We start from the raw sequence: 22,752 nt of genomic DNA on the forward strand, positions 1-22,752 counted from the left end.
CCGGGCGCGACGCGGCGTTACCGGCAATGCCATCGCGCCCAGGTGCGCTCCTACAGGCAACGCGAGCTGCTGGGACGCGCGGTGCACGGGGCCGACTGCCTTGCAGCAGCGTATGGGGTCGGCGGCACGCGTGCTGCCTGCCATGCACCGCGCTGGCTTGCGCGCAGACCCGACACTCAGGTCAGCGCGGTCATCACGCCACGCTGGTAGGCAGGCCGCGCGCGCAAGCGCTGATACCACGCCTGCAGATGCGGCAGCGCGGGGCGCTCGATCGGCATTTCGAACCAGGCGTAGATGAAGCTGCCGAGCGGAATATCGCCCATCGCAAACTGCGCGCCGGACAGATACGGCTGCTGCGCCAGGGCCGCATCGGCGCGTGCCAGCAGTTCGCCCGAGCGCGTCAGCGCCGCGGCGATGCGCGCAGGATCACGCTCGGCCTCCGGTGTGCGCAGCACGCCCCAGAACAGGTCGCGAAACACGCCGGCAAACGTCGAGGTGGTCCAGTCCATCCAGCGATCGCCCAGCGCGCGTTCGGCCGGCGCCTGCGGATACAGGGCCGGCGCATATTGCGCGGCCAGGTAACGCACGATCGCGTTGGACTCCCACAGCACCAACTCGCCATCCTGCAGCGTCGGCACCAGGCCGTTGGGATTCAACGCGTGATAGGCGGGCGTGTCGTTATGACCAAACGCACCGCCGACTTCGATGGAGGTATACGACAGCCCGGCTTCTTCGGCGCACCACAGCACCTTGCGCACATTGCTGGAATTACGCCGCCCCCATAGCGTGATCGGGCCGTTGCCTGCAGCCGATGGCGTTACAGCATCAGCCATGGTCATTTCCCCGCTGCCGGCTTGGGCGTGGTGCGCGCCGGGCGCTTTGTGGAAGTCGCCTGCGTGGCGAGAGCGGCCGCTGGCTGCGCTGTTTTCGCCCGCCCGCCCTTGGGCGCATCGCGCACCCACAGGGCCTGCTCGTCCTGCTTGATCTCGAACAGGCCGATCGCGCGCACCAGGTCGCTGAGCTTGCGATAGCCGTAGTTGCGTGGGTCGAACGAGGCCTGGTTGGCCACCTGCTTGCCCACCGCACCCAGATGCGCCCAGCCATCGTCTTCGCAGGCACTGTCGATCGCATTGCGCAGCATCTGCACCAGCCGGGTGTCGCCGCGCAGCGCGGTGGCGTCCTTGCGGCCGGCGGCGGTGTCGCTGGCCGCTGCCGCCTGCTCGCCCAGCGCTTCGACATAGGTGAACTTGGAACAGGCATTGACGAACGGCGCCGGGGTTTTCTTTTCGCCGAAGCCATACACCTTCATGCCATCGGTGAGCAGCCGCATCACCAGCGGAGTGAAGTCCGCATCGCTGGAGACGATCGCAAAGCCATCCAGGTTGCGCGCATACAACAGGTCCATCGCATCGATCACCATCGCCATGTCCGAGGCGTTCTTGCCCGAGCTGTAGGCAAATTGCTGGATCGGCCGGATCGCATATTCGTGCAGCGCCGCTTCCCAGTTCTTCAGGTGCGGGCTCTTCCAGTTGCCGTAGGCGCGGCGCACGTTGGCCACGCCATAGCGCGCCACTTCGGCCAGCACCACGTCGATCTTGCCGGCCGGCGCGTTGTCGGCATCGATCAGCAGGGCGATGCGTTTGTCGGGATTGTCGATCATGGTGATTCCTCGAAGGTGTCGGCAGAGTCGGTGTCGCTGGCGGTGTCGCTTGCGTCGTCCGTTTCGGTGGCGTCGGCATCGGCCGATGGCAGCGTGTATTGGCTGCCATCGTGCATGGTCAGCACGCCATCGCTCAGGATCTCGCGCTCGGCCCCGCCGCTGACCCAGGTGGCATGCACGCGGCCGCGGCCGCGATCGCCCTCCACCGTGAACACGAAATCGTCGGCGCCCGGCGCCAGACCGGTGCGCACCAGATCCACCCGCATCGTGTGGATCCGGCCGATCTGTTCCTGCACCACCGCATCGTCCTGCAACGCGGCGCGTGCCTGATCGGCGAACAGCGACCAGCCGAAGACGATCAGCCAGCCCAGCGCGCCCAGCACCACCATGCCGAACAGCACCACGCAGGCCCCCAGCCCGATCAGCCCGATCGTGACGCCACTGACCTGCTTTCCGGGCGTCCGCGCGGCAGCCGCTGCCATCGCGGGCGAAGAAGGTGGTGGTGGCAACGGTGGGGGTAATGCCGGCATGCGGTCACCAGGTCGATGAGATGCGACATGATGCCGCAGGCGGGACGCCTTCAGGCGTCATGTTCATTGCCGATGCGGCATGCTGATGCGCCCGCGTCGCATTCCATCAGACCTGACGATGACTACTTCCCCCTCCCAAGCTCCGCTGCACCTGGTGGTGGTCGGTGGCGGTTTTGCCGGCTTATGGGCCACCCGCGCGCTCGACGATCCCGGCATCCGCATCACCCTGATCGACCGCCAGAACCACCATTTGTTCCAGCCGCTGTTGTATCAGGTCGCCACCGCCGGCCTGTCGGCACCGGATATTGCCGCGCCGCTGCGCCACATCCTGCGCGAACAGCGCAACGTCGAGGTGCTGCTCGGCGACGTTGCCGAAATCGCACCGGCCCGCCGCGAAGTGGTGCTCGCCGATGGCAACGCGCTCGGCTACGACATGCTGCTGCTGGCCACCGGCGCCACCCATGCCTACTTCGGCAACGATCAATGGGCCGAGCACGCGCCCGGCCTGAAGACGCTGTACGACGCGCTGGTGCTGCGGCGCAAGTTGCTGCTCGCCTTCGAGCGTGCCGAAGCCGAATCCGACCCGGCCGCACGCGCGGCCTGGCTGAGTTTTGCCGTGGTCGGCGGCGGCCCGACCGGCGTCGAGCTGGCCGGCACGCTGGCCGAAATCGCCCGCCACACGCTCAAGAACGAGTTCCGCCATATCGACCCGCAGCAGGCGCGCGTGCGCCTGGTCGAAGCCGGCCCACGCGTGCTGCCCTCGTTCCCGGACGATCTCACCGCCAAGGCGCGCAAGCAGCTCGAGCGCCTGGGGGTGGAAGTGCACACCGGGACGCCGGTCACGCATATCGATGCGCTGGGCTACCAGTTGGGCGACACCTTCGTGCCTGCACGCACGGTGGTGTGGGCCGCCGGCGTGGCCGCATCGCCGCTGGCGCGCACGCTCGGCGTGCCGCTGGACCGCGCCGGCCGCGTGCTGGTGCAGCCGGACCTGAGCGTGCCTGGCCACCCGGAGATCTTTGTCGGCGGCGACCTGGCCTCGGTCCAGCAGGACGGCCGTCCGGTGCCGGGTGTGGCACCGGCGGCAAAGCAGATGGGCAAGCACATCGCCAAGGCAATCCGCGCCCGCCACCGCGGCCAGCCTGCACCGGCCTTCCGTTATCAGGACTACGGCAACCTGGCCACGATCGGCCGCATGGCCGCCATCGTGCATGTCGGCAAGCTCAAGCTCTCCGGCATCGTGGCCTGGTGGTTCTGGCTGGCCGCGCACGTGTACTTCCTGATCGGCTTCCGCAACCGCTTCGTGGTGCTGGTGAACTGGGCGATGGCGTACTGGAGCTACCAGCGTGCCGCGCGCATCATTTTCGGCGGCGCCACCGACGACCCGCCGCCCAGCAGCAAGGACGGATGACAGCGTCGCAGGCCGTACGCGATGCTGTGCGGCCTGATGCGACGGTCTGATCGTGGCCACTCTCCTGTTTCTGCTGGATCTGCTCGGCACCTTCGTGTTCGCCCTCAGCGGCGCCACCGTGGCGGTGCGCAATCGCCTGGATCTGTTCGGCGTGCTGGTGCTGTCGTGCGCGGCGGCGGTGTCCGGCGGCATCGTGCGCGATGTGCTGATCGGCGCCACCCCGCCAGCGGCACTGGTGCATCCGCAGTATCTGCTGGTCGCCTGCCTGGCCGGCGTGGCTGGTTTCTACTGGCATGCGGCGGTGGAGCGGCTGCGCAACCCGGTGCAGCTGTTCGACGCGGCCGGGCTGGCGCTGTTTGCGGTCTACGGCACCAGCAAGGCGCTCGACTACCAGCTCAGCCCGCTCAGCGCGACCTTGCTGGGCATGCTCAGCGGCATCGGCGGCGGCATCGCCCGCGATCTGCTGGTGGCGCGCACCCCGGTGGTGCTGCAGGCCGAGCTGTACGCCGTCGCCGCGCTGGCCGGCGGCGGCCTGGTCGCGATCGGGCACGTGCTCGCGGTGCCACAGGCCTGGTCGCTGGCGACCGGCGCGCTGGTCTGTTTCGGGCTGCGTTTCATGGCCATCCGCTACGGCTGGCACCTGCCGGTGGCGCGCCTGCCGGAGTAGCGCAGGTGGACGCAGCGCGTGGTCGATCAGCAGTGGACAACCACGCGTCTTCGCACGCGATGTATCGCCAGCACCACACATGCAAACGGCCCGGAAGACCGGGCCGTTTGTGCAACACCTGCAGCATGATCGAACGATCAGGCCACGAACAGTGCCTTCATCTTCTTCAGCGCGTTCGCCTCGATCTGGCGGATACGCTCGGCCGACACGCCGTACTCGTCGGCCAGCTCCTGCAGCGTCACCTTGGAGTCGGAATCCAGCCAGCGACGCTTGACGATGTCGCGCGAGCGCGTGTCCAGACCGGCCATGCCTTCGCGCAGCAACTGCAGCTGATTGTCTTCGCTGTCATGACGCTCATAGGCTTGCGACGGATCTTCGTCGTTGGCCACCAGGTAGCTCACCGGCGACGGCGGGCCGTGATCGTCGTCTTCGTCGGACGAGGCATCGAAGCCGATATCGCGACCGGACAGACGCGACTCCATCTCCATCACTTCGCGCTCGGAGACGTTCAGGTCCTTGGCAACGGCCGTCACTTCGGAGGCATTGAGCCAGCCCAGGCGGGTCTTGGACTTGCGCAGGTTGAAGAACAGCTTGCGCTGCGCCTTGGTCGTGGCGACCTTGACGATGCGCCAGTTCTTCAGGATGAACTCGTGCATTTCGGCACGGATCCAGTGCACCGCGAAGCTGACCAGGCGCACGCCCATTTCCGGGTCGAAGCGCTTGACCGCCTTCATCAGGCCGATATTGCCTTCCTGGATCAGGTCGCCCAGCGGCAGGCCGTAGCCGTTGTAGCCGCGAGCGACGTGCACCACGAAGCGCAGGTGGGAATGGACCAGTTCGCGCGCGGCATCCAGATCCAGCTCGTCACGGAAGCGACGGGCGAGATTCTGTTCCTCATCGACCGACAGCACCGGGATCTGGTGCACGGCACCGATGTAGGCGTCCAGCGAACCGAGCGCACTGGGAATCGGGAGATTGTTTGCCACAAGGGCAGTCGAGGTAATCTGGTTCATAGGGCACCATCTTAGCAGTCGAACTATTGGACTGCCGGGTACAGGAAGAGTTCCCAGCGTTCCATTTATAGGACGTTCGGGCTTTTGGCATCGTCGTCGTTCTACGGCGCAGTTTCCGAATTCTGGCCCCTACGCTACCACCGCGGCCCTGCGCAGACCGTGACAATCACGTCGCGAAATGCAACGGCGCCAGCGCCGTTCAGCCGCTGGCCGAAGTGGTGTCCAGCGTGTTGCGCGGCGGCAGCGACCAGTCGATCGGGCCCAGCCCGCGGCGCTGCAGGTGTTCGTTGGTCTTGGAAAAGTGCTGGCAGCCCAGAAAGCCGCGATGCGCCGACAACGGCGACGGATGCGGGGCCTTGAACACGCGATGGCGCGCCTGGTCTATGACCTTGCCCTTGGACTGCGCATAGCTGCCCCAGAGCAGGAACACCAGGCCTTCGCGCTCGCGGTTGAGGGTTTCCACGACATGGTCGGTAAAGCCTTCCCAGCCCTTGTTCTGGTGCGCGCCGGCCCGGCCCTGCTCCACCGTCAGCACCGCATTGAGCAGCAGCACGCCCTGGCGCGCCCACGGCATCAGATAGCCATGGTCCGGCCGCGCAATCCCCAGGTCGTCCTGGATCTCCTTGTAGATGTTGAGCAGCGACGGCGGCACCGGCACGCCAGGCAGCACCGAAAAACACAGCCCATGCGCCTGGCCTTCGCCGTGATACGGGTCCTGGCCCAGGATCACCACCTTGACCTGCTCGAACGGGGTGGCGTCGAAGGCGGCAAAGATCTGCGGACCCGGCGGGAACACCCGCGCCCCGGCCGCCTTGCGCTGGCGCAGGAATGCAGACAGCGCCTGCATCTCCGGGCGCAGCAGCCAATCGCCCACCCGCGCCTTCCATGACGGTTCCAGCTGGATACGCGCTTCCACTTCAGCCACTTCGGTCATAGCGTGACGGCCTGGTCCTCGAGCCGTGCCAGGCGCAGCTGGAACAGCACCTTGGTCACCAGCAGACGTTCTTCGATGGGTTTTTGCACCAGATCGTTGGCGCCGGCGCGCAGCAGTTCGGACTGGTTGCGCGGATTGGTGTCGCCGGTCATCACCAGCACCGGCAGGCGGCGCTTGCCGTAGGCGAAATCGATGCGGATGCGCTCGACCACGTCACGGCCGTTGAGCTCGCCCTTCAGGGTGACGTCGGTCAGCACCACGTCGATGCGGCGTTCGGTGCGGCCCAGCGATTCGGCGGTCAGCAGCGCAAAGGCGTCCTCGGCGGTGAGTACGTGGATGACCTTCAGGCTCTGCCGCTCGAGCATGCGCTTGGTCGCCTCGGCCACCACACGGCTGTCCTCGATGTACAGCACGGTCGCGCCGACCACCGGCTCGGGCTGCACATAGCCGCGGATGAAGGTCGCCAGGGCTTCGTGGCCCAGCGCCTTGTCGAAGTAGTCGGTGACGTACTCGGTGAAGCGACGCTCCACCAGATGCTGCTGGGCATCGCCGGAGACCACGATCACCGGCACATAGGCCTGGCCGGCCGCCTCGCGCACGCTGCGCGCCAGCGTCAGGCCGTCACCGTCGGGCAGCGACAGCGAGGTGGTGACCAGATCCACCGCACCGGCTTCCAGCGCCTGGCGCGCTTCGGCGATGCTGGAGCAGCCGATCACCTGCACGTTGGGCAGATCCCGCTGCAGCACATCGGCGATCAGCTTGCGCACCAGCTTGGAGCCATCAACCACCATCACGCGCGGCGCGTCGCTGATCAGATGCTTGAGATCTGGTGGATGCATGGCAGGCCTCAGGTCTCGGTGGGACGGGTCTGGCGAAGGAAATGGCCGGTCACCAGCCAGGCGCCCAGCCAGCCCAGGACCAGGGTGCCGACCAGCACCATCGCAGAATGCAGCAGATCCAGCCCGTGCAGGGTAAAGGAGCTGCCGTAACTGTCGGCCAGGCTCGCCAACGGCGCGCGCAGCGCCAGCCCGGAGGCGGCGATCAGCGCCAGCGCCACGGCGCCGGCACCGAGCCCGTACCAGGCACCCAGATACAGGAACGGGCGCCGGATGAAGCCATCGCTGGCGCCCAGCAACTGCAGCACGCCGATCTCCTCGCGCCGCGACTGGATATCCAGCCGCACCGTGTTGCCGACCACCAGCACCGCGCCGATCCCGAGCAGTGCCGACAGCACCTGCACCAGCCGCTCGCCGAAATGCAGCCAGCCATCCAGGCGCTTGCGCCACAGCGCGTCGTGCTGCACCTGATCGGCCTGCGGCAAGGCCTGCAGTGCGCCGGCCAGTTGCGCATCGTCGGCCGTCTCGGTGGGCGTGACGATCAACAGCGTGGGCAGCGGGTTGTCGCCGAGTGCGTCGATCGCCTCGTCGAGCTTGGCGCTCTCGCGCAGCTCGGCCAGCCCCTGCCCCGGCGTGCGCAACGTGACCTGGGCAACGTCCGGGCGGGCACGCAGTTCACCGGCCAGCGCCTGCGCGGCCTCGGCACCGATCTGGACCTTCAGGAACAGATTGATCTCGCGCGACTGCTGCACGCTGCCTGCCAGCAACTTGACGTTGTCCAGCGCGATCGACAACCCCAGCGGCAAGGCCAGCGCCAGCGCCATCACCACGATGGTCAGCAAGGTGGCCCAGGGCTTGCGCATGGCCCGCCCCAGGCTGAAGGCGATGCTGTGCAGATGGTGGTCGATCCACACGCCGAACCGCGAGGGGGCGACGGCTTCGGTATTGGCGGGCTTGCTCATTCGGCCAGATCCTGCGGCGAGATGTCGTCGACCAGCCGGCCGTGGTCCAGGATCAGCACGCGCTTGCGCATCTGCTTGAGCAGGGCCAGATCGTGACTGACCACCAGCACGCTGGTACCGCGTGCCGGCAGCTCGGCGAACAACTGCATGATTTCGGCAGCCAGTGCCGGGTCGAGATTGCCGGTGGGCTCATCGGCCACCAGCAGGCGCGGCTCGCCGACGATGGCGCGGGCAATGCCCACGCGTTGCTGCTCGCCGGCCGACAACTGCGACGGCAGCGCCTTCTCGCGATGGGCCAGCCCGATCCGCTCCAATGCCGAACGCACGCGCTTGCCGATCTCGGCACGGCGGGTGCCGCGCAGGATCAACGGCAAGGCCACGTTCTCGGCGATGCTGCGGTCGTTGAGCAGGCGATGGTCCTGGTAGACCGCACCCACCTGACGACGATGCAGCGGAATCTGCCGGCCGCGCACCTTGAGCAGGTTGCGCTCGCCCAGCAGCACCGTGCCCTGGCTGGGCCGCTCGCTGAGATGGATCAATTTGAGCAGGGTACTTTTGCCGGCGCCGGAGTGGCCGGTCACGAACAGCATCTCGCCATCGGCCACTTCGAAGCTGACATCGGTCAGCGCCTGGTGGCCACCGGCGTAGTGCTTGCTGACGTTGTCGAAACGCAGAACGGTCATCCAGCGATTATGCCGGAGCGCCAGCGCTTGCGTCGCATCGCCGGAGCCCGGCGATGCGATTGGCATTGCGTGCGATCAGCTGCCCGAGACCAGCGAACGCAGGCGACGACCGATACGGCTCAGCAGCGACGGGCTGCCGGACGGCTTGGCGGCGCTGCGCACCGGCTTGGCGACCACCTGGGTGGGCTTGCGCGGTGCGGCAGGTGCGGCGACCGGCGTGGAGGCCACTGCCGGCTCGGCCCCTTCGACCGGGCGGCCGTTGCGGCGACGACGACGCTTGCGCGGTGCGCGCTCGGCATCGGCCACGACGGTGGACGGTGCCTCGACCGACGCGGCGGCAACCACCGGCGTTTCGCCCGGCGCGGCCGCTGCCGGGGCTTCGCCCTCCACCCGCGGCTTGCGACGCGGACGCGGCTTGCCATCGGCACTGCCGCCGTCGCGACGACCGCCGCCACTGCCGCTGCGCGCTGCGCCGCCCGGGCCGCTGCGACCACCGCCGCGACGCTGCTCTTCGGCGGCCCGCTGCTCGCGCGCCTCGCGGAAGATCGTACCCACGCTGTCGCCAGCGTCGTCATCGGCCTCCTCGCCTTCCACCGGCGCGCGCGGGGTGCGCGGCAGCGGCGTCAGCAGCTCGGCGGTCACCGGCTCGACCGGGATCTTCTGCTCGATATAGGCCTCGATGTCCGGCAGGCTCATCGCATAGCGCTCGCAGGCGAAGCTGATCGCATCGCCTTCTTCGCCCAGCCGCGCGGTGCGGCCGATGCGGTGCACGTAATCTTCCGCATCGAACGGCAGGTCGTAGTTGTAGACGTACTTGACGCCGTCGATATGCAGGCCGCGCGCGGCCACGTCGGTGGCGACCAGGATTTCGAGCTGGCCCTTCTGGAAGCGGTTGAGCAGCGACTCGCGCTTCTTCTGCGGCACATCGCCCGACAACACGCCGACCCGGTAGCCATGCCGCTCCAGCGTGCGCGCCACGCGCTCGACGAACGCCTTGGTATTGACGAACACCATGGTGCGCGCGCCTTCGCTACGCGACAGCAAGCCCAGCAGCAAGGTCTGCTTTTCTTCGTCGGACGGGAAATAGATGCGCTGGCGCACCCGTGCGGCGGTGATGGTCTCGGTTTCGACCACCAGCTTTTCCGGCTCGTTCATGTGCTCGTAGGCGAGCTCGAGCACGCGATGGCTGAGCGTGGCCGAGAACAGCAGGGTCTGCCGGGTGCCGCGCTCGGGCATGCGCCGCAGCAGGAAGCGGATGTCCTTGATGAAGCCCAGGTCGAACATGCGGTCGGCTTCGTCCAGCACGCAGATCTCGCAGGCGTGCAGCGAGACCACCTTGTGCTGCTTGACGTAGTCGATCAGCCGGCCCGGGGTGGCGATGATCACGTCCACGCCCTGCTGCAGCAGCTCGCGCTGCTTGTCGTAGTCCACTCCGCCGTAGACCAGTGCAAAGCGCAGGCCCAGGTCGGCGCCGAACTTGACCGCATCCTTGTGGATCTGGATCGCCAGCTCGCGGGTGGGAGCCAGGATCAGCGCGCGCGGGTCTTCCGGCTTGCGGTCGGCCAGCGCCGGGCGGATCAGCAGGCGGTTCATCACCGCCACCAGGAACGCCAGGGTCTTGCCGGTGCCGGTCTGGGCCTGGCCGGCGACATCGCCGCCCGGCAGCGCGACCGGCAGGGTCAGCGCCTGGATCGGGGTACAGCGGGTGAACCCGGCGCTCTCCAGCCCGGTGATCAGCGCCGGATGCAGGTCGAACGTGGAAAAAGTCAAATCGGTCAGCGGTTTGTCGCTCATTATTCCGTCTTCGTGAGGCGCCCTGGGCAGCCCGGGCGCGGCTTGCATCGATGCCGACAGCGTCGCAAACTGCGGCTGTTGTGGCGGACAGCGCGGCTTCAGGACTGACACTTGATTCAGTCGCGCAATGCCCCAGTTTAACGCAATGTAGCGGCCTGCCCGTTCGGGCGGGCCGTTTTGGTTTCCAGGAGACCCAACGTGAGCGATAAGGTTCAACATGTCGGCGATGCCGACTTCGATACAGCTGTACTGCAATCCGGCGAACCGGTACTGGTGGATTTCTGGGCCGAGTGGTGCGGACCCTGCAAGATGATCGCCCCGGTGCTGGACGATCTGGCCGATACATACCAGGGCAGACTGAAGGTTGCCAAGGTCAATGTGGATCAGAACCGCGCCCTGGCCATCAAGTACCACGTGCGCTCGATCCCGATGCTGTTGCTGTTCAAGGACGGGCAGGTGCAGGCCACCCAGATCGGTGCGGTTGGCAAGGGCCAGCTGACCCAGATGATCGACAAGACCCTGGGCGGCGCGGCCGCCTGAGCGAGTGGGCGTCCAGCGATGGGCGCCCCGTGATGCGCCAGCAGTTAAATCCTGCTGAGGCAGGCGCTTGCGCGGTTGCGCGCAGCGGTGATAGTGTCAGTTGATCCGGAGCACGTTCGTGCGCCGACGTACCCCTCTAGAAACCTCTTCTAGACTCCCATCACCTAAAGTTCGCCCCCCAGCCGGGCGCTCGCACTCTTAGCGAGGAATCACGCACTTGTCCGATCATCCTTCCTCCGATACCGGGAGCAGCGTCGACGCTCCTGTCGAGAAGCGCGTGCGCAAGCCGCGCGTGAGCAAGACCGCCGCTGCCACCGACGATGGTGGCGCGCAGCAGCCCAACCTGCCCTTGCCCGCCAGCCCCGCACCCGAGACCCCACGTGCCCCGCAGGCACCGTCGCACGCTGCCGACCCGGCACCGGCGCAGACGTCCAGCGATGGCGCCTCCTACGCCGGTAACGCCCCCAGTGCCAGCCAGGGCAACGACAACACCCATGGCGACTCCCGCGAGGGTGGCCAGACGCAGCAGCAGCGCTTCAATCAGGCGCAGCAGCAGCAGAACCAGAATCAGGCGCAACACCGGGGCCAGGGCCAGGGCCAGGGCCAGGGCCAGAACCAGGGTCAGCCCCAGGCGCAAAGTCAGGGCCAGGACCAGGGTCAGAATGGCGGCCAGAACCCGCAAGGCCAGGGCCAGGGCCAGAACCAGCAGGGCAACCGCCGTGACCGCTTCCGCAACCGCCGTGACCGTGGGCGCGACCGCTTCGGCAACGAAGGTGGCGGCGGCATGCCGTCGTCGGATGGCAGCAACGAGCCGTTCGTCGCGCGCCCGCACCCGGCCGTGCCGGAAGGGTTCCCGGTCTATTCGCTGAGCGATCTCAAGCGGATGCCGGCGCAGAAGCTGCTGGATATCGCCGATCAGCTCAACATCCAGGAAGGCGTGGCGCGCGCGCGCAAGCAGGACGTGATCTTTGCCCTGCTCAAGGTGCTGACCCGCCACGGCGAGGGCGTTGCCGCCGACGGCGTGCTGGAAATCCTGCCCGACGGCTTTGGCTTCCTGCGTGCCGCAGAAGCCAGCTACCTGGCCGGCCCGGACGATACCTATATCTCGCCCAGCCAGATCCGCCGCTTCAACCTGCGCACCGGCGATCACCTGTCCGGCCGCATCCGCTTCCCGAAGGACGGCGAACGCTATTTCGCGCTGTCGATCGTCGACACCATCAATGGCGAGCCGCTGGAAGCCAGCAAGAACAAGGTGCTGTTCGAGAACCTGACCCCGCTGTTTCCACGCCGGCGCTTCCGGCTGGAGCGTGGCGATGGGTCCACCGAGGACATCACCGGCCGCATCCTGGATCTGATGGCGCCGCAGGGCAAGGGCCAGCGCGCGCTGATCGTCTCCCCGCCCAAGGCCGGCAAGACGATGATGATGCAGCAGGTGGCCACGGCCATCACCAGCAATCATCCCGAAGTGCACATGATCGTGCTGCTGATCGACGAGCGCCCGGAAGAAGTGACCGAAATGCAGCGCACCGTGCGCGGCGAGGTCATCTCTTCCACCTTCGACGAACCGGCCGCGCGCCACGTGCAGGTCGCCGAGATGGTGATCGAGCGCGCCAAGCGCCTGGTCGAGCACAAGAAGGATGTGGTGATCCTGCTCGACTCGATCACCCGCCTGGCACGCGCCTACAACAACGTGGTGCCCAGCTCCGGCAAGGTGCTCACCGGTGGTGTGGACGCCAATGCCCTGCACCGTCCCAAGCGCTTCTTTGGTGCGGCCCGTAACGTCGAAGAAGGCGGCTCGCTGACCATCATCGCCACGGCGCTGGTGGAAACCGGCAGCAAGATGGACGAGGTGATCTACGAAGAGTTCAAGGGCACCGGCAACAGCGAAGTGCACCTGAACCGTCGCATCACCGAAAAGCGCGTGTACCCGGCGATCGACATCAACCGCTCGGGCACGCGTCGCGAAGATCTGCTGATCGAGCCGGAGCTGCTGCAGAAGATCTGGATCCTGCGCAAGCTGCTGCACCCGATGGACGAAATCGCGGCGATGGAATTCCTGCTGGACAAGATGAAGACCACCAAGTCCAACGACGAGTTCTTCAGTTCGATGAAGCGCTGATCCGGTCGGCATTCTCGATACAAAAAAGCCCCGCATTGCGGGGCTTTTTTGTGGGTACGGGGTTTGTACGGGCAGGCACTTCGCATGGCCCATGCCTTGCAGGTCGACATCGGGCGGCTACGCCAGACGACGCGAGTCCGCGTAGGGCGGCGTGTCCGGATAATCATCCTCGCGCAGCCGGGTTTGCAGGTCGCGCCACCATTGCGGGTCGAACAGCTCCGGGTGCAGGTGCTTGACCGCTTCCAGCTGCGAGGGCGGCAGGCCCATGAACAGCGCGAAGCGCTCGGGAAACACGTCGCGCGGGCCGACATGGAACCAGGGCTCGGCGGCCATCTGTTCTTCGTAGGTGGTGGGCGTGGGCCAGTCGCGGAAGGTGCATTCGGTGATCAGGCACAGCTCGTCGTAGTCGTAGAACACCGCGCGCTGATGGCGGGTGATGCCGAAGTTCTTCAGCAGCATGTCGCCGGGAAAGATGTTGTTGCGCGCCATGTCCTTGATCGCCTGGCCGTAGTCCAGCGCGGCCGCATGCGCGGCTTCGGGCAGCTGTTCGCGCAGGTAGAGATTGAGCGGGCGCAGGCGGCGCTGCACGTAGCACAGCGCGATCAGCACGTCCTGGCCATCCTCGCTCAGACTCGTCGCGCAGCTGGTCTGCAGCTCGTCCAGCAACGCTGGCGCGAAACGCGATTTGGGAAACCGCAGGAAACGATACGGCTGCGCGTCCAGCAAGCGACCGATGCGATCGAGCTGGAACACCAGCTCGTACTTGCCCTCCACCTGCGCGCGACTCATGGTCTTGGGATAGGCGAAGCGGTCGCGAATCAGCTTGAACACCAGCGGATAGCTGGGCAGCGTAAACACCACCATGACCATGCCGGGCGTGCCATCGGCATGCACCAGCTGCTCGGACGGATGTGCCTGGAAATGGCTGAAAAACGTGCGATAGCGTTCGGTCTTGCCCTGCTTGGCGCGCCCGAGCATCGTGTACAGCTCGTCGACCGGCTTGTGGGTGAGCAGGCTACGCAAGAACACCACCGCATCGCCGACGGTGGCCAGATCGGCCTGGAAGTAACTGCGCGAGTTGCTGAACAATTGCGCGACATCGCTGCGTCGGGTCAGCACCGCTTCGGCGCGCAGGCCGGCGGCGTCGTTGACCAGGGCGATGACGCAGGGCGAGAAGCGATGTTCGCCGAACACCCGGCCCACCAGGTAGGCGCGGCGCTCGCGATAGAACACCGTCTCCAGCAGTTCCACGCTGCGCACCGGGTGCTCGCCCCAGTGCGCGAGATCGTCGAGCAGGCGCACCGCGATCGCCGCCGCGCAGCGGGTGCGATGGGCATACGGCACGTCGAAGGAATAATCGCCGAGCACGCGCACCAGCATGTCGGTCAGCCGGCCGGGCGAGACCGCATACGTATGCCGCGCAACCGGCACCGTGATCGCATCGGTCGGCTCGATATCCAGCGCGATGAATTCGATCTCGGCATCCACGCCGTGGGTGCCGAAGTAACGCCGGGTCAGGGTGTTGTAGAAGGTCTTGTACAACTCCTGATCGATCAGCCCGCGCAGCAGCGCGGCGTAATGCACGCGTGCGCGCATCCACAGCGCGCGATCGTGCGCCTGCCCCAGCAGTACCGCGCGCAGGCGCAGCATGCATTCGCTGATGTACTGGTCGTACAGCGCGATCCGCGCCACCGCGTCATCGCGCGCGCCGCTCCAGTCGCGCGTTTCGAAGCGCTGTTTGGCGCGTGCGGTGATCTCGGCAAACCGGGCGTGGTAGTCCTCGAAGGCGTCGTACACGGCATGGGCGATCGCCAGCGCACGGCGCTCGGACTGCGGCGGTAACGGGAGCTGGCTCATGGCCGCAGTGTACCCAGCGCAGGTTGCGGCGTGCAGCCGAGAGCAACGACCAATCGAACAGGCGCACAGTCGGCCAAATGCCCAGGCCGCTCGCAACGAGGCGCAGGACCCCTCGCAGGCAAGGCATTGCCAGGTCGTGAGACCTGGCACGCAACGACCGCGTTCTTGCGGTTGCACGCAAACGCCGGAAACGACAAGGCCCGCCTCTCATCGAGGCGGGCCCTGCCTGTCGCATCGCTGCACACACCGCCGACAGGCGGTGCGCTGGATCAGGCCTTCAGCGTGGCCAACACGTCGTTGAAGGTCTTGCTCGGGCGCATCGCCTCGCTGACCTTGGCCAGATCGGGGTGGTAGTAGCCGCCGATCTCGACCGGCTTGCCCTGGGCGCCGTTGAGCTCGGCCACGATGGTGGCTTCGTTCTCGGTCAGGGCCTTGGCGAGCGGTGCGAACTTGGCCTGCAGGGCGGTGTCCTCGGTCTGCGCAGCCAGGGCCTGCGCCCAGTACATCGCCAGATAGAAGTGGCTGCCGCGGTTGTCCAGTTCACCGACCTTGCGCGCTGGCGACTTGTTGTTGTCCAGGAACTGGCCGTTGGCCACGTCCAGCGCCTTGGCCAGCACCGTGGCCGACGGGTTGTCGTAACGGTTGCCCAGATGCTCCAGCGAGGCGGCCAGGGCCAGGAACTCGCCCAGCGAATCCCAGCGCAGGCTGTTCTGTTGGACGAACTGCTGCACGTGCTTGGGCGCCGAGCCACCGGCACCGGTCTCGAACAGGCCGCCACCGGCCATCAGCGGCACGATCGACAGCATCTTGGCGCTGGTGCCCAGCTCCAGGATCGGGAACAGGTCGGTGAGGTAATCGCGCAGCACGTTGCCGGTGACCGAGATGGTGTCCTGGCCCTTGCGGATGCGCTCCAGCGAGAAGGTGGTCGCTTCCACCGGCGGCAGGATGCGGATATCCAGGCCGTTGGTGTCGTGATCCTTCAGATAGGTGTCAACCTTGGCGATGACCTGCGCATCGTGCGCGCGGGCCTTGTCCAGCCAGAACACCGCAGGCGTCTCGCTCAGGCGCGCACGTTCGACGGCCAGCTTGACCCAGTCCTGGATCGGCGCGTCCTTGACCTGGCACATGCGCCACAGGTCGCCGGCTTCCACCGCATGTTCGAACACGGTGGCGCCGGTGTCGTCGGTGACCTTGACGGTGCCGGCGGCGGCAATCTGAAAGGTCTTGTCGTGCGAGCCGTATTCCTCGGCCTTCTGCGCCATCAGGCCGACGTTGGGCACCGAACCCATGGTGGACGGATCGAATGCGCCATGCGCCTTGCAGTCATCGATCACGGCCTGGTAGACATCGGCGTAGCAGCGATCCGGGATCACCGCCTTGGTGTCCTGCAGCTTGCCTTCGGCATTCCACATCTGACCGGAGTCGCGGATCATTGCCGGCATCGACGCATCGACGATCACGTCGCTGGGCACATGCAGGTTGGTGATGCCCTTGTCGGAGTTGACCATCGCCAGGGCCGGACGCTGCGCGTATTCGGCCTGGATATCGGCCTTGATCTGCGCCTGCTGCGCTTCCGGCAGCGTGGCGATACGTGCATACAGGTCGCCGATGCCGTTGTTGGGATCGAAGCCGACCGACGCGAGCGCATCGGCATGCTTGCTCAGCGTGTCCTTGTAGAACTCGCCGACCACCACGCCGAACAGCACCGGGTCGGAGACCTTCATCATGGTCGCTTTCAGATGCACCGAGAACAGCACATCCTTGGCCTTGGCATCGGCGATCTGCGCGTCGATGAAGCTGGCAAGCGCGCGCTTGCTCAAGACGGCGGCATCGACGATCTCGCCGGCCTTGACCGCGACTTTTTCCTTCAACACGCTGCTGCTGCCGTCGTTGCCGACGAACGCGATCTTCAACGCGCCGGCAGCGGCCACGGTGGTGGATTGCTCGCTGCCAAAGAAATCGCCCTCGTCCATGTGCGCCACGTGCGACTTCGAATCGCTGCTCCACTTGCCCATGCGGTGCGGATGCTTGCGTGCGTAGTTCTTCACCGACAGCGGCGCGCGGCGATCGGAGTTGCCCTCGCGCAGCACCGGATTGACCGCGCTGCCCTTGACCTTGTCGTAGCGCGCCTTGATGTCCTTTTCGGCATCGTCCTTGGGCGTGTCCGGATACGCCGGCAGCGCATAGCCCTGGCCCTGCAGTTCGGCGATGGCGGCCTTGAGCTGCGGCACCGAGGCGCTGATGTTGGGCAGCTTGATGATGTTGGCTTCCGGCGTGGTGGCCAGCGCGCCCAGCTCACCGAGGTCGTCGGCGATCTTCTGCGCGTCGGTCAGGTGTTCGGGAAACAGCGACAGGATGCGGCCAGCCAGCGAGATATCGCGGGTTTCGACCACGATGCCGGCGGTATCGGTGTAGGCATCGATGATCGGCAGCAGCGACTGCGTGGCCAGATACGGTGCTTCGTCGGTGAGCGTGTAGATGATCTTCGGTGTCTTCGACATAAGGTGCGAGGGCTCGTGTGGTCGGAAGGAGCGCCAGTGTTCACGGCACCGGCGTTGGCGTGCGCGACGCAGGTCGCTGATGGCACGCCGATCGGCCTGCGCGCGGAACGCGGCAATGGATCAGCATGGCATTGTCGCGTCTGAGCCGCGCCCGGGTAAAGCGACCACAGGCGGATGCTCCGTCCCGCCACCTGGCCAATGCAATGGATGCAGCTGTAACGAACAGGCCATCCATGCAAAAGGGCGCGACCTTGCGATCGCGCCCTGCTGCGTCATGTAGCGAGTCAAGCATGCTGCGCGACATCTCCCGCCTCATCAAACAGCCGCAAGAATTGCCTTGCGGGCAGTCGGCTGCCAGCGATGTGCCAGATGCCTGCCTGTCGGCGCGCTTACTTCACCGTAATGGTCTGCGGCGTACCGGCCGGCTTGCCATCCACCATCGCCTGCACGGTATAGGTGCCGGCCGGCCAGCCATCGGGCTTGCTGAAGCTCAGGTTGGTGGTCTCGGCTCCGCTGGTATTGAGCGTGGCGGTCTGTTCGCCGGCAACCTGGCCATCCTGGTAGGTCATCTTGGCCGACACCGGCACGTTGCTGGCGCTGCCGTCGGTCATGATCGACACGATGATGGTGCTCTTGGCCCCGATGCTGGCCGACGGTGTCACGCTCTTGTCGGCAGCGGCCTCGGTGCCGACCACCACGCTGGACACCGCGACTGCCGATCCAGCCGTGGCGGCGCTGTCGGTGCTGGCGGCGCCGGTCGCCGTGCTCTGGCCAGCCTGGTCACTTGCCGGCGGTGTTGCGGCCGGGCCCGGCATCGCTTCGGTAGCGGCGCCGGAAGTCGGATCCTTGGACACGCTGTCGTCGTCGGCCTTCTTGCTGCAACCCGACAAGGCAAGCACGCCGGCTAGCGCGATGGCGAGGGTGCTGGAAACGGATTTGGTACGCATGGATCAATCTCCGGAAGATCAAGCTAAAAGTCGGTTTCGAAAAGTGGATTCGAGAAGTGGCGGTGCGCAGAGCGCCTAGGCCTTCGGCGGCAATTGCAGGACCTGGCCAGGAAAGATCTTGTCCGGATCCTTGAGCGTTTCGCGGTTGGCCTCGAAAATACGCGGCCACAGGTTGCCGTCGCCGTAATGGCGCTTGGCAATGCTGGACAGACTGTCGCCCGCCTGCACGGTGACCGATTCGCCAACCAGTTGCGCTGTGCTCTGCACACTGGTGCGAACGTTGGAGAAATCCGCCGCAGGCGCGACCTCCGCGGTGCTGTCGACCGAGGAGGTCACGTTGGAGAAATCTGCTTTCTTGTCGACATTCATTGCCGCAATCCCTTTGCATCACGATGCCTGAAGGGTGCGCGGTGCGCTGTTAAGCGTGGATCGCGCCACCGTGAAGCTGGCGCGATCCTGCAATGGCGGCGATTACTGGCGCAGGTCGCGGAAGATCGACAGCGGTGTCGGCACGCTGGGTGAGCTGCGCAAGGGGTTGATGTCCAGCCCGCCACGACGGGTGTAACGCGCTTCGACCACCAGCCACTCGGGCGCGCAGCGGAGCAGCACGTCATGGAAGATCCGCTCCACGCATTGCTCATGAAACTCGGCGTGGTCGCGGAAACTCACCAGATAGCGCAGTAGGCCTTCGCGGTCGATCGGCGCGCCGCGGTAGCGCAGCGTGACGCTGGCCCAATCCGGCTGACCGGTGACCGGGCAATTGGATTTGAGCAGGGCCGAGGTCAGCACTTGTTCGGTGGCCGGTTGCGCGTGCGCCGACAGATACGCGGCATTGGGCGGGCCATAGTCGTCGATACTGACGTCCAGCGCGTCGATCGATTCGCCCTCGCCGACCGCATCGATCGGCGGCAGGCCGAATTCCACCGCCACGTCGGCACCGGCGCGCGTGGACAGGTCGGTGGCGATGCGCGTGCGCACCGCTTCGGCACTATTGAAGCGGGTGGCGTTGAGCGAATTGAGATACAGCTTGAGCGACTTGGATTCGATCAATGACAGCGAATCGCAGGGCACGTGCAAGGTGGCAGTGGCCACGCACGGCTTGCCCTGCGCATCGAGCCAGCTCAGTTCATAGGCATGCCAGCGGTCACGCCCGATGAAGGGCAAGGCCCCGCGCAGGCCGATCGCCTCGCGCCCGGCCGCGCGCGGAATCGGAAACAGCAGCGACGGATCGTAGCCGCTGGGGTAGGCAACCTCACGGCCGAGGGTGGAATCTTCTGGGGTATTCATCGTGCCATTTTAGGCCGGGCGGGCTGGCCGTGAGGTATATGGCAAACGCGGGAGCGCGCTGGCGACAGCAGCAGGCCGCTCCGAGCAGCCCGCCGACCAATGGATCGCCACCGGTCAACGGGAACCGCGCAACTGCACACGATTCCCGATTCCCGCTCCCGATTCAGCCCGCCTGCCCCTGATGCAGGTAATCCAGCGACACCTGCAACAGTGCCCGCAAGCCCACATCCAGCGACGATTCGTCGAGCAGGAACTGCGGCGAATGGTTGCTGGGCGCGGTGGCCGGGTCGATGCCCTTGGCGGTGGAGCCGACGAAGAAGAACATCGACGGCACCTGCTGGGCGTAGAACGAGAAATCTTCCGCGCCCATCTGCAACGGCGGCTCGTAGACATTGTCGGCGCCGACCACGGCCTGCAGGCTGGGCAGCATCTTCGCAGTCAGCGCCGGGTCGTTGACGGTGGCCGGGTTGCCGGGCTGGTCCGGCACCTGCGCCTGGACGGTGGCGCCGTGGGCGGCGGCGGTGTGCTCGGCCACCGTCTTGAGATCGGCGAAGATCTGCTGGCGCATGCCTTCGTCGAAGGTGCGGATGGTGCCGACCATGTCCACGTCGTCGGGGATGATGTTGTAGCGGATGCCGCCCTTGATCGCACCGAAGCTCAGCACCGCCGGCTGCTTGGACAGGTTGGCGCGGCGGCTGACCACGGTCTGCGCAGCGCCGATCATGTCGGCACTGGCCACGATCGGGTCGATGCCGTTCCACGGCGCCGAGCCATGCGTCTGGCGGCCGATCATCTTGATCGCGAAGCGGTCCGAGGCCGCCATCAGCGGGCCACTGCGCACGGCGATCTTGCCGGCCTGCACGCTGGAGAACACATGCAGGCCGAACACCGCCTGTGGCTTGAAGTCGGCAAACAGGCCTTCCTTGAGCATCAGCGACGCGCCACCCTCCTCGTTGCCCGGCGCGCCTTCCTCGGAGGGCTGGAAGATCAGCATCACTTCGCCCGGCAGCTGCTCGCGCATGCCGACCAGCGCCTCGGCCACCCCGAGCAGGATCGCGGTGTGGGCGTCGTGGCCGCAGGCGTGCATCACCCCGACCTGCTCGCCGCGGTACTCGGCAGTGGCCTTGGAGGCAAACGGCAGGCCGGTCTGCTCCTTGACCGGCAAGGCATCCATGTCGGCGCGCAAGGCGATCTTCGGACCCGGCTTGCCGCCCTTGATGATGGCCACCACGCCGTGATGGGCGATGCCGGTGCGCGGCTTGAGGCCGAGCTTGCGCAGCTGCGCGGCCACGGTGGCGGCGGTGCGCTCCTCGCGGTTGGACAGTTCCGGGTGCTGATGGAAGTCGCGGCGCCACTGCACCAGCTTGGTCTGCAACGGCGCGGCGGCGGCCTGCACCTCGGGCCGGGGCGCAGCCTGGGCGGCGGCCAGGGTGGGCAGGGCCAGCAGCAAGGCGCTGGTCAGCAGGCGGGAGTGGCGCATCGGCAATCCTCTGAAGATGGTTGCTTAATGTAGTGCAGGCGCGTGCCCGGCGGGCGGCAGTGGGGCTCGATTCAGTCCTGCGGTCAACCGCATCGGCCCTGGCGCGTTGCCGCTGCACTGCATCCGTGAACGCTGCGGTCGTTTCGCCCGGCGAGCCGTTACTTCAGTAACGCTCAATTGCCTGACCGCAACGATATGCTGCGCACAGCCGCCCCACGGTCGCACCAGCGCCCGGCCCGCCATCAGGAGTTGTCGCATGTCGCGTTTTTGGAAGATCACACTGCTGGTCGTAGCGGTGCTCGTCGTGGTGTTCGTCGCCATGCGGATGTTCGGCGGGGGCAACCACGGCAAGCGGGCGGACGCGCCGGACGGCAATGGCACCGAGAACAGCGGCCCGGTGCCGGTCACGGTCGTGGCCGCCACCACCCAGGATGTGCCGGTCTACGCCAGCGCGCTGGGCACGGTGACCGCGCTCAATACGGTCACGGTCAGCCCGCAGGTCGGCGGCCAGCTGATGAGCCTCAACTTCAAGGAAGGCCAGGAAGTGAAGAAGGGCGAGCTGCTGGCGCAGATCGACCCGCGCACCCTGCAGGCCAGCTACGACCAGGCACTGGCGGCCAAGCGCCAGAACCAGGCGCTGCTGGCGACCTCGCGGGTGAACTACCAGCGCTCCAACGACCCGGCCTACAAGCAGTACGTCTCGCGCACAGACCTGGATACCCAGCGTAACCAGGTGGCGCAGTACGAGGCGGCGGTGGCGGCCAACGATGCGCAGATGCGCTCGGCGCAGGTGCAATTACAGTTCACCCGCGTGACCGCGCCGATCGACGGGATTGCCGGCATCCGCGGCGTGGACGTGGGCAATATCGTCAGCGCCAGCTCCACCATCGTCACCCTGACCCAGATCCGCCCGATCTACGTATCCTTCAACCTGCCCGAGCGCGAGTTGCAGGCGGTGCGCAGCGGCCAGGCGGCTGCCCCGCTGGACGTGGCGGCGCTGGATCGCGGCGATGCGCACGTGATCAGCGGCGACGGCAAGCTGGAGGTGATCGACAACCGCATCGCCGCCGACAGCGGCACCTTCGGTGCGCGTGCGATCTTCGCCAACACCGACAACGCGTTGTGGCCGGGCCAGTTCGTCAACGTGCGCCTGCAGCTGCGCACCATCTCCGGCGGCACCGTGGTGCCGACCCAGGCCGTGCAGCGCGGCCCGGACGGCGATTACGTCTACGTGGTCGGCAGCGACAACACCGCGCAGATGCGCACCGTGGTGCAGGGCGTGGAAGTGGACGACAGCCATGTGCAGGTCACCAAGGGGCTCAAACCGGGCGAGCGGGTAGTCACCGAAGGCCAGTTCCGGCTCAAGCCGGGCAGCAAGGTCAGTGCACTCAAGCCCGGCGAGACCCCGCCGGAGCCCACCGAGGCCGAACTCAAGGCCGCGCAGGACAAGAGCCATGGCGGCGCCGGTGGCCGACGCGGCGGCGGCGGTCCGCGCTAACTCGCGCGCACCGGCGACGGGACTTCCGTCACC

General features: G+C 66.7%; 20 protein-coding genes. 5 read left to right on the plus strand and 15 right to left on the minus strand.

Annotation, left to right across the window (positions count from 1 at the left end; genetic code table 11):
* Positions 1-176: 176 nt before the first annotated feature.
* Genes EO174_RS18010 through EO174_RS18020 form a run of 3 tightly spaced genes read right to left on the minus strand, consistent with a single transcriptional unit; the run spans position 177 to position 2,190 of the window.
* Positions 177-839: a glutathione S-transferase gene (locus EO174_RS18010; RefSeq protein ID WP_126946422.1), complete on the minus strand. Its 663-nt coding sequence runs from the start codon at positions 837-839 to the stop codon at positions 177-179.
* A complete protein-coding gene (locus EO174_RS18015; RefSeq protein WP_164740259.1) occupies positions 836-1,666 on the minus strand; it encodes an NYN domain-containing protein in 831 nt (276 codons plus the stop codon). Before EO174_RS18015 ends, EO174_RS18010 begins: the two co-directional genes overlap by 4 nt.
* Entirely contained in the window at positions 1,657-2,190 is a 534-nt protein-coding gene (locus EO174_RS18020) for a hypothetical protein (protein ID WP_126946425.1), read from the minus strand. The genes EO174_RS18015 and EO174_RS18020 overlap by 10 nt, the downstream gene beginning before the upstream one ends.
* Before the next feature lie 118 nt (positions 2,191-2,308).
* Here EO174_RS18020 and EO174_RS18025 point away from each other — a divergent pair, with 118 nt between their 5' ends.
* Together EO174_RS18025 and EO174_RS18030 are read left to right on the plus strand one after the other, a co-directional pair.
* Complete coding sequence (locus EO174_RS18025; RefSeq protein ID WP_126946428.1) at positions 2,309-3,601, plus strand: NAD(P)/FAD-dependent oxidoreductase; 1,293 nt, start codon at positions 2,309-2,311, stop codon at positions 3,599-3,601.
* A 52-nt stretch (positions 3,602-3,653) separates the two neighbouring features.
* Positions 3,654-4,268 carry a trimeric intracellular cation channel family protein gene (locus EO174_RS18030; protein WP_104598890.1) on the plus strand — a complete coding sequence of 205 codons (615 nt, stop codon included), beginning with the start codon at positions 3,654-3,656 and terminating at the stop codon, positions 4,266-4,268.
* A 137-nt stretch (positions 4,269-4,405) separates the two neighbouring features.
* On the opposite strand, the gene rpoH is transcribed toward EO174_RS18030, so the two are convergent.
* The 6 genes from rpoH to rhlB all read right to left on the minus strand — a co-directional run bounded on the left by rpoH (position 4,406) and on the right by rhlB (position 10,490).
* Positions 4,406-5,281: an RNA polymerase sigma factor RpoH gene (rpoH, locus tag EO174_RS18035; RefSeq protein ID WP_024938885.1), complete on the minus strand. Its 876-nt coding sequence runs from the start codon at positions 5,279-5,281 to the stop codon at positions 4,406-4,408.
* A gap of 199 nt (positions 5,282-5,480) precedes the next feature.
* The gene (gene ung, locus EO174_RS18040; protein WP_115677953.1) at positions 5,481-6,206 is read right to left on the minus strand and encodes a uracil-DNA glycosylase; all 726 of its coding nucleotides are present in this window, start codon (positions 6,204-6,206) and stop codon (positions 5,481-5,483) included.
* 5 nt (positions 6,207-6,211) lie between these two features.
* Positions 6,212-7,054, minus strand: coding sequence for a response regulator (locus EO174_RS18045; protein ID WP_164739090.1), 843 nt, complete (start codon positions 7,052-7,054; stop codon positions 6,212-6,214).
* Positions 7,055-7,062: 8 nt separating this feature from the next.
* On the minus strand, positions 7,063-8,013 hold the full coding sequence (gene ftsX, locus EO174_RS18050; RefSeq protein ID WP_126946431.1) for a permease-like cell division protein FtsX: 951 nt from the start codon (positions 8,011-8,013) through the stop codon (positions 7,063-7,065).
* Positions 8,010-8,696, minus strand: coding sequence for a cell division ATP-binding protein FtsE (gene ftsE, locus EO174_RS18055; protein ID WP_104584147.1), 687 nt, complete (start codon positions 8,694-8,696; stop codon positions 8,010-8,012). The genes ftsX and ftsE overlap by 4 nt, the downstream gene beginning before the upstream one ends.
* Positions 8,697-8,771: 75 nt before the next feature.
* Complete coding sequence (gene rhlB / locus EO174_RS18060) at positions 8,772-10,490, minus strand: ATP-dependent RNA helicase RhlB (RefSeq protein ID WP_126946434.1); 1,719 nt, start codon at positions 10,488-10,490, stop codon at positions 8,772-8,774.
* 198 nt (positions 10,491-10,688) lie between these two features.
* Here rhlB and trxA point away from each other — a divergent pair, with 198 nt between their 5' ends.
* The gene (trxA, locus tag EO174_RS18065; RefSeq protein WP_005923050.1) at positions 10,689-11,030 is read left to right on the plus strand and encodes a thioredoxin TrxA; all 342 of its coding nucleotides are present in this window, start codon (positions 10,689-10,691) and stop codon (positions 11,028-11,030) included.
* A 217-nt stretch (positions 11,031-11,247) separates the two neighbouring features.
* Positions 11,248-13,149 carry a transcription termination factor Rho gene (gene rho, locus EO174_RS18070; protein WP_164740256.1) on the plus strand — a complete coding sequence of 634 codons (1,902 nt, stop codon included), beginning with the start codon at positions 11,248-11,250 and terminating at the stop codon, positions 13,147-13,149.
* 117 nt (positions 13,150-13,266) lie between these two features.
* On the opposite strand, the gene aceK is transcribed toward rho, so the two are convergent.
* The 6 genes from aceK to EO174_RS18100 form a co-directional block, all read right to left on the minus strand.
* Positions 13,267-15,006 (minus strand): bifunctional isocitrate dehydrogenase kinase/phosphatase, encoded by a 1,740-nt coding sequence (gene aceK, locus EO174_RS18075; protein WP_126946437.1) that lies wholly within the window; start codon positions 15,004-15,006, stop codon positions 13,267-13,269.
* 269 nt (positions 15,007-15,275) lie between these two features.
* Complete coding sequence (locus tag EO174_RS18080) at positions 15,276-17,507, minus strand: NADP-dependent isocitrate dehydrogenase (RefSeq protein WP_126946440.1); 2,232 nt, start codon at positions 17,505-17,507, stop codon at positions 15,276-15,278.
* A gap of 389 nt (positions 17,508-17,896) precedes the next feature.
* The gene (locus EO174_RS18085) at positions 17,897-18,454 is read right to left on the minus strand and encodes a hypothetical protein (RefSeq protein ID WP_126946443.1); all 558 of its coding nucleotides are present in this window, start codon (positions 18,452-18,454) and stop codon (positions 17,897-17,899) included.
* 75 nt (positions 18,455-18,529) lie between these two features.
* Positions 18,530-18,823 carry a LysM peptidoglycan-binding domain-containing protein gene (locus EO174_RS18090; protein ID WP_104584101.1) on the minus strand — a complete coding sequence of 98 codons (294 nt, stop codon included), beginning with the start codon at positions 18,821-18,823 and terminating at the stop codon, positions 18,530-18,532.
* Between the two features lie 102 nt (positions 18,824-18,925).
* Positions 18,926-19,741 (minus strand): NADPH-dependent 7-cyano-7-deazaguanine reductase QueF, encoded by an 816-nt coding sequence (queF, locus tag EO174_RS18095; protein ID WP_126946446.1) that lies wholly within the window; start codon positions 19,739-19,741, stop codon positions 18,926-18,928.
* Between the two features lie 163 nt (positions 19,742-19,904).
* Positions 19,905-21,221 carry a M20 family metallopeptidase gene (locus EO174_RS18100; RefSeq protein WP_104650034.1) on the minus strand — a complete coding sequence of 439 codons (1,317 nt, stop codon included), beginning with the start codon at positions 21,219-21,221 and terminating at the stop codon, positions 19,905-19,907.
* A 256-nt stretch (positions 21,222-21,477) separates the two neighbouring features.
* On the opposite strand from EO174_RS18100, the gene EO174_RS18105 reads away from it, so the two are divergent.
* Positions 21,478-22,719: an efflux RND transporter periplasmic adaptor subunit gene (locus tag EO174_RS18105; RefSeq protein WP_104584104.1), complete on the plus strand. Its 1,242-nt coding sequence runs from the start codon at positions 21,478-21,480 to the stop codon at positions 22,717-22,719.
* Positions 22,720-22,752 lie beyond the last annotated feature (33 nt).

It is taken from the genome of Xanthomonas sp. BRIP62418, from assembly GCF_003993495.1.
Lineage (GTDB): Bacteria > Pseudomonadota > Gammaproteobacteria > Xanthomonadales > Xanthomonadaceae > Xanthomonas > Xanthomonas euroxanthea.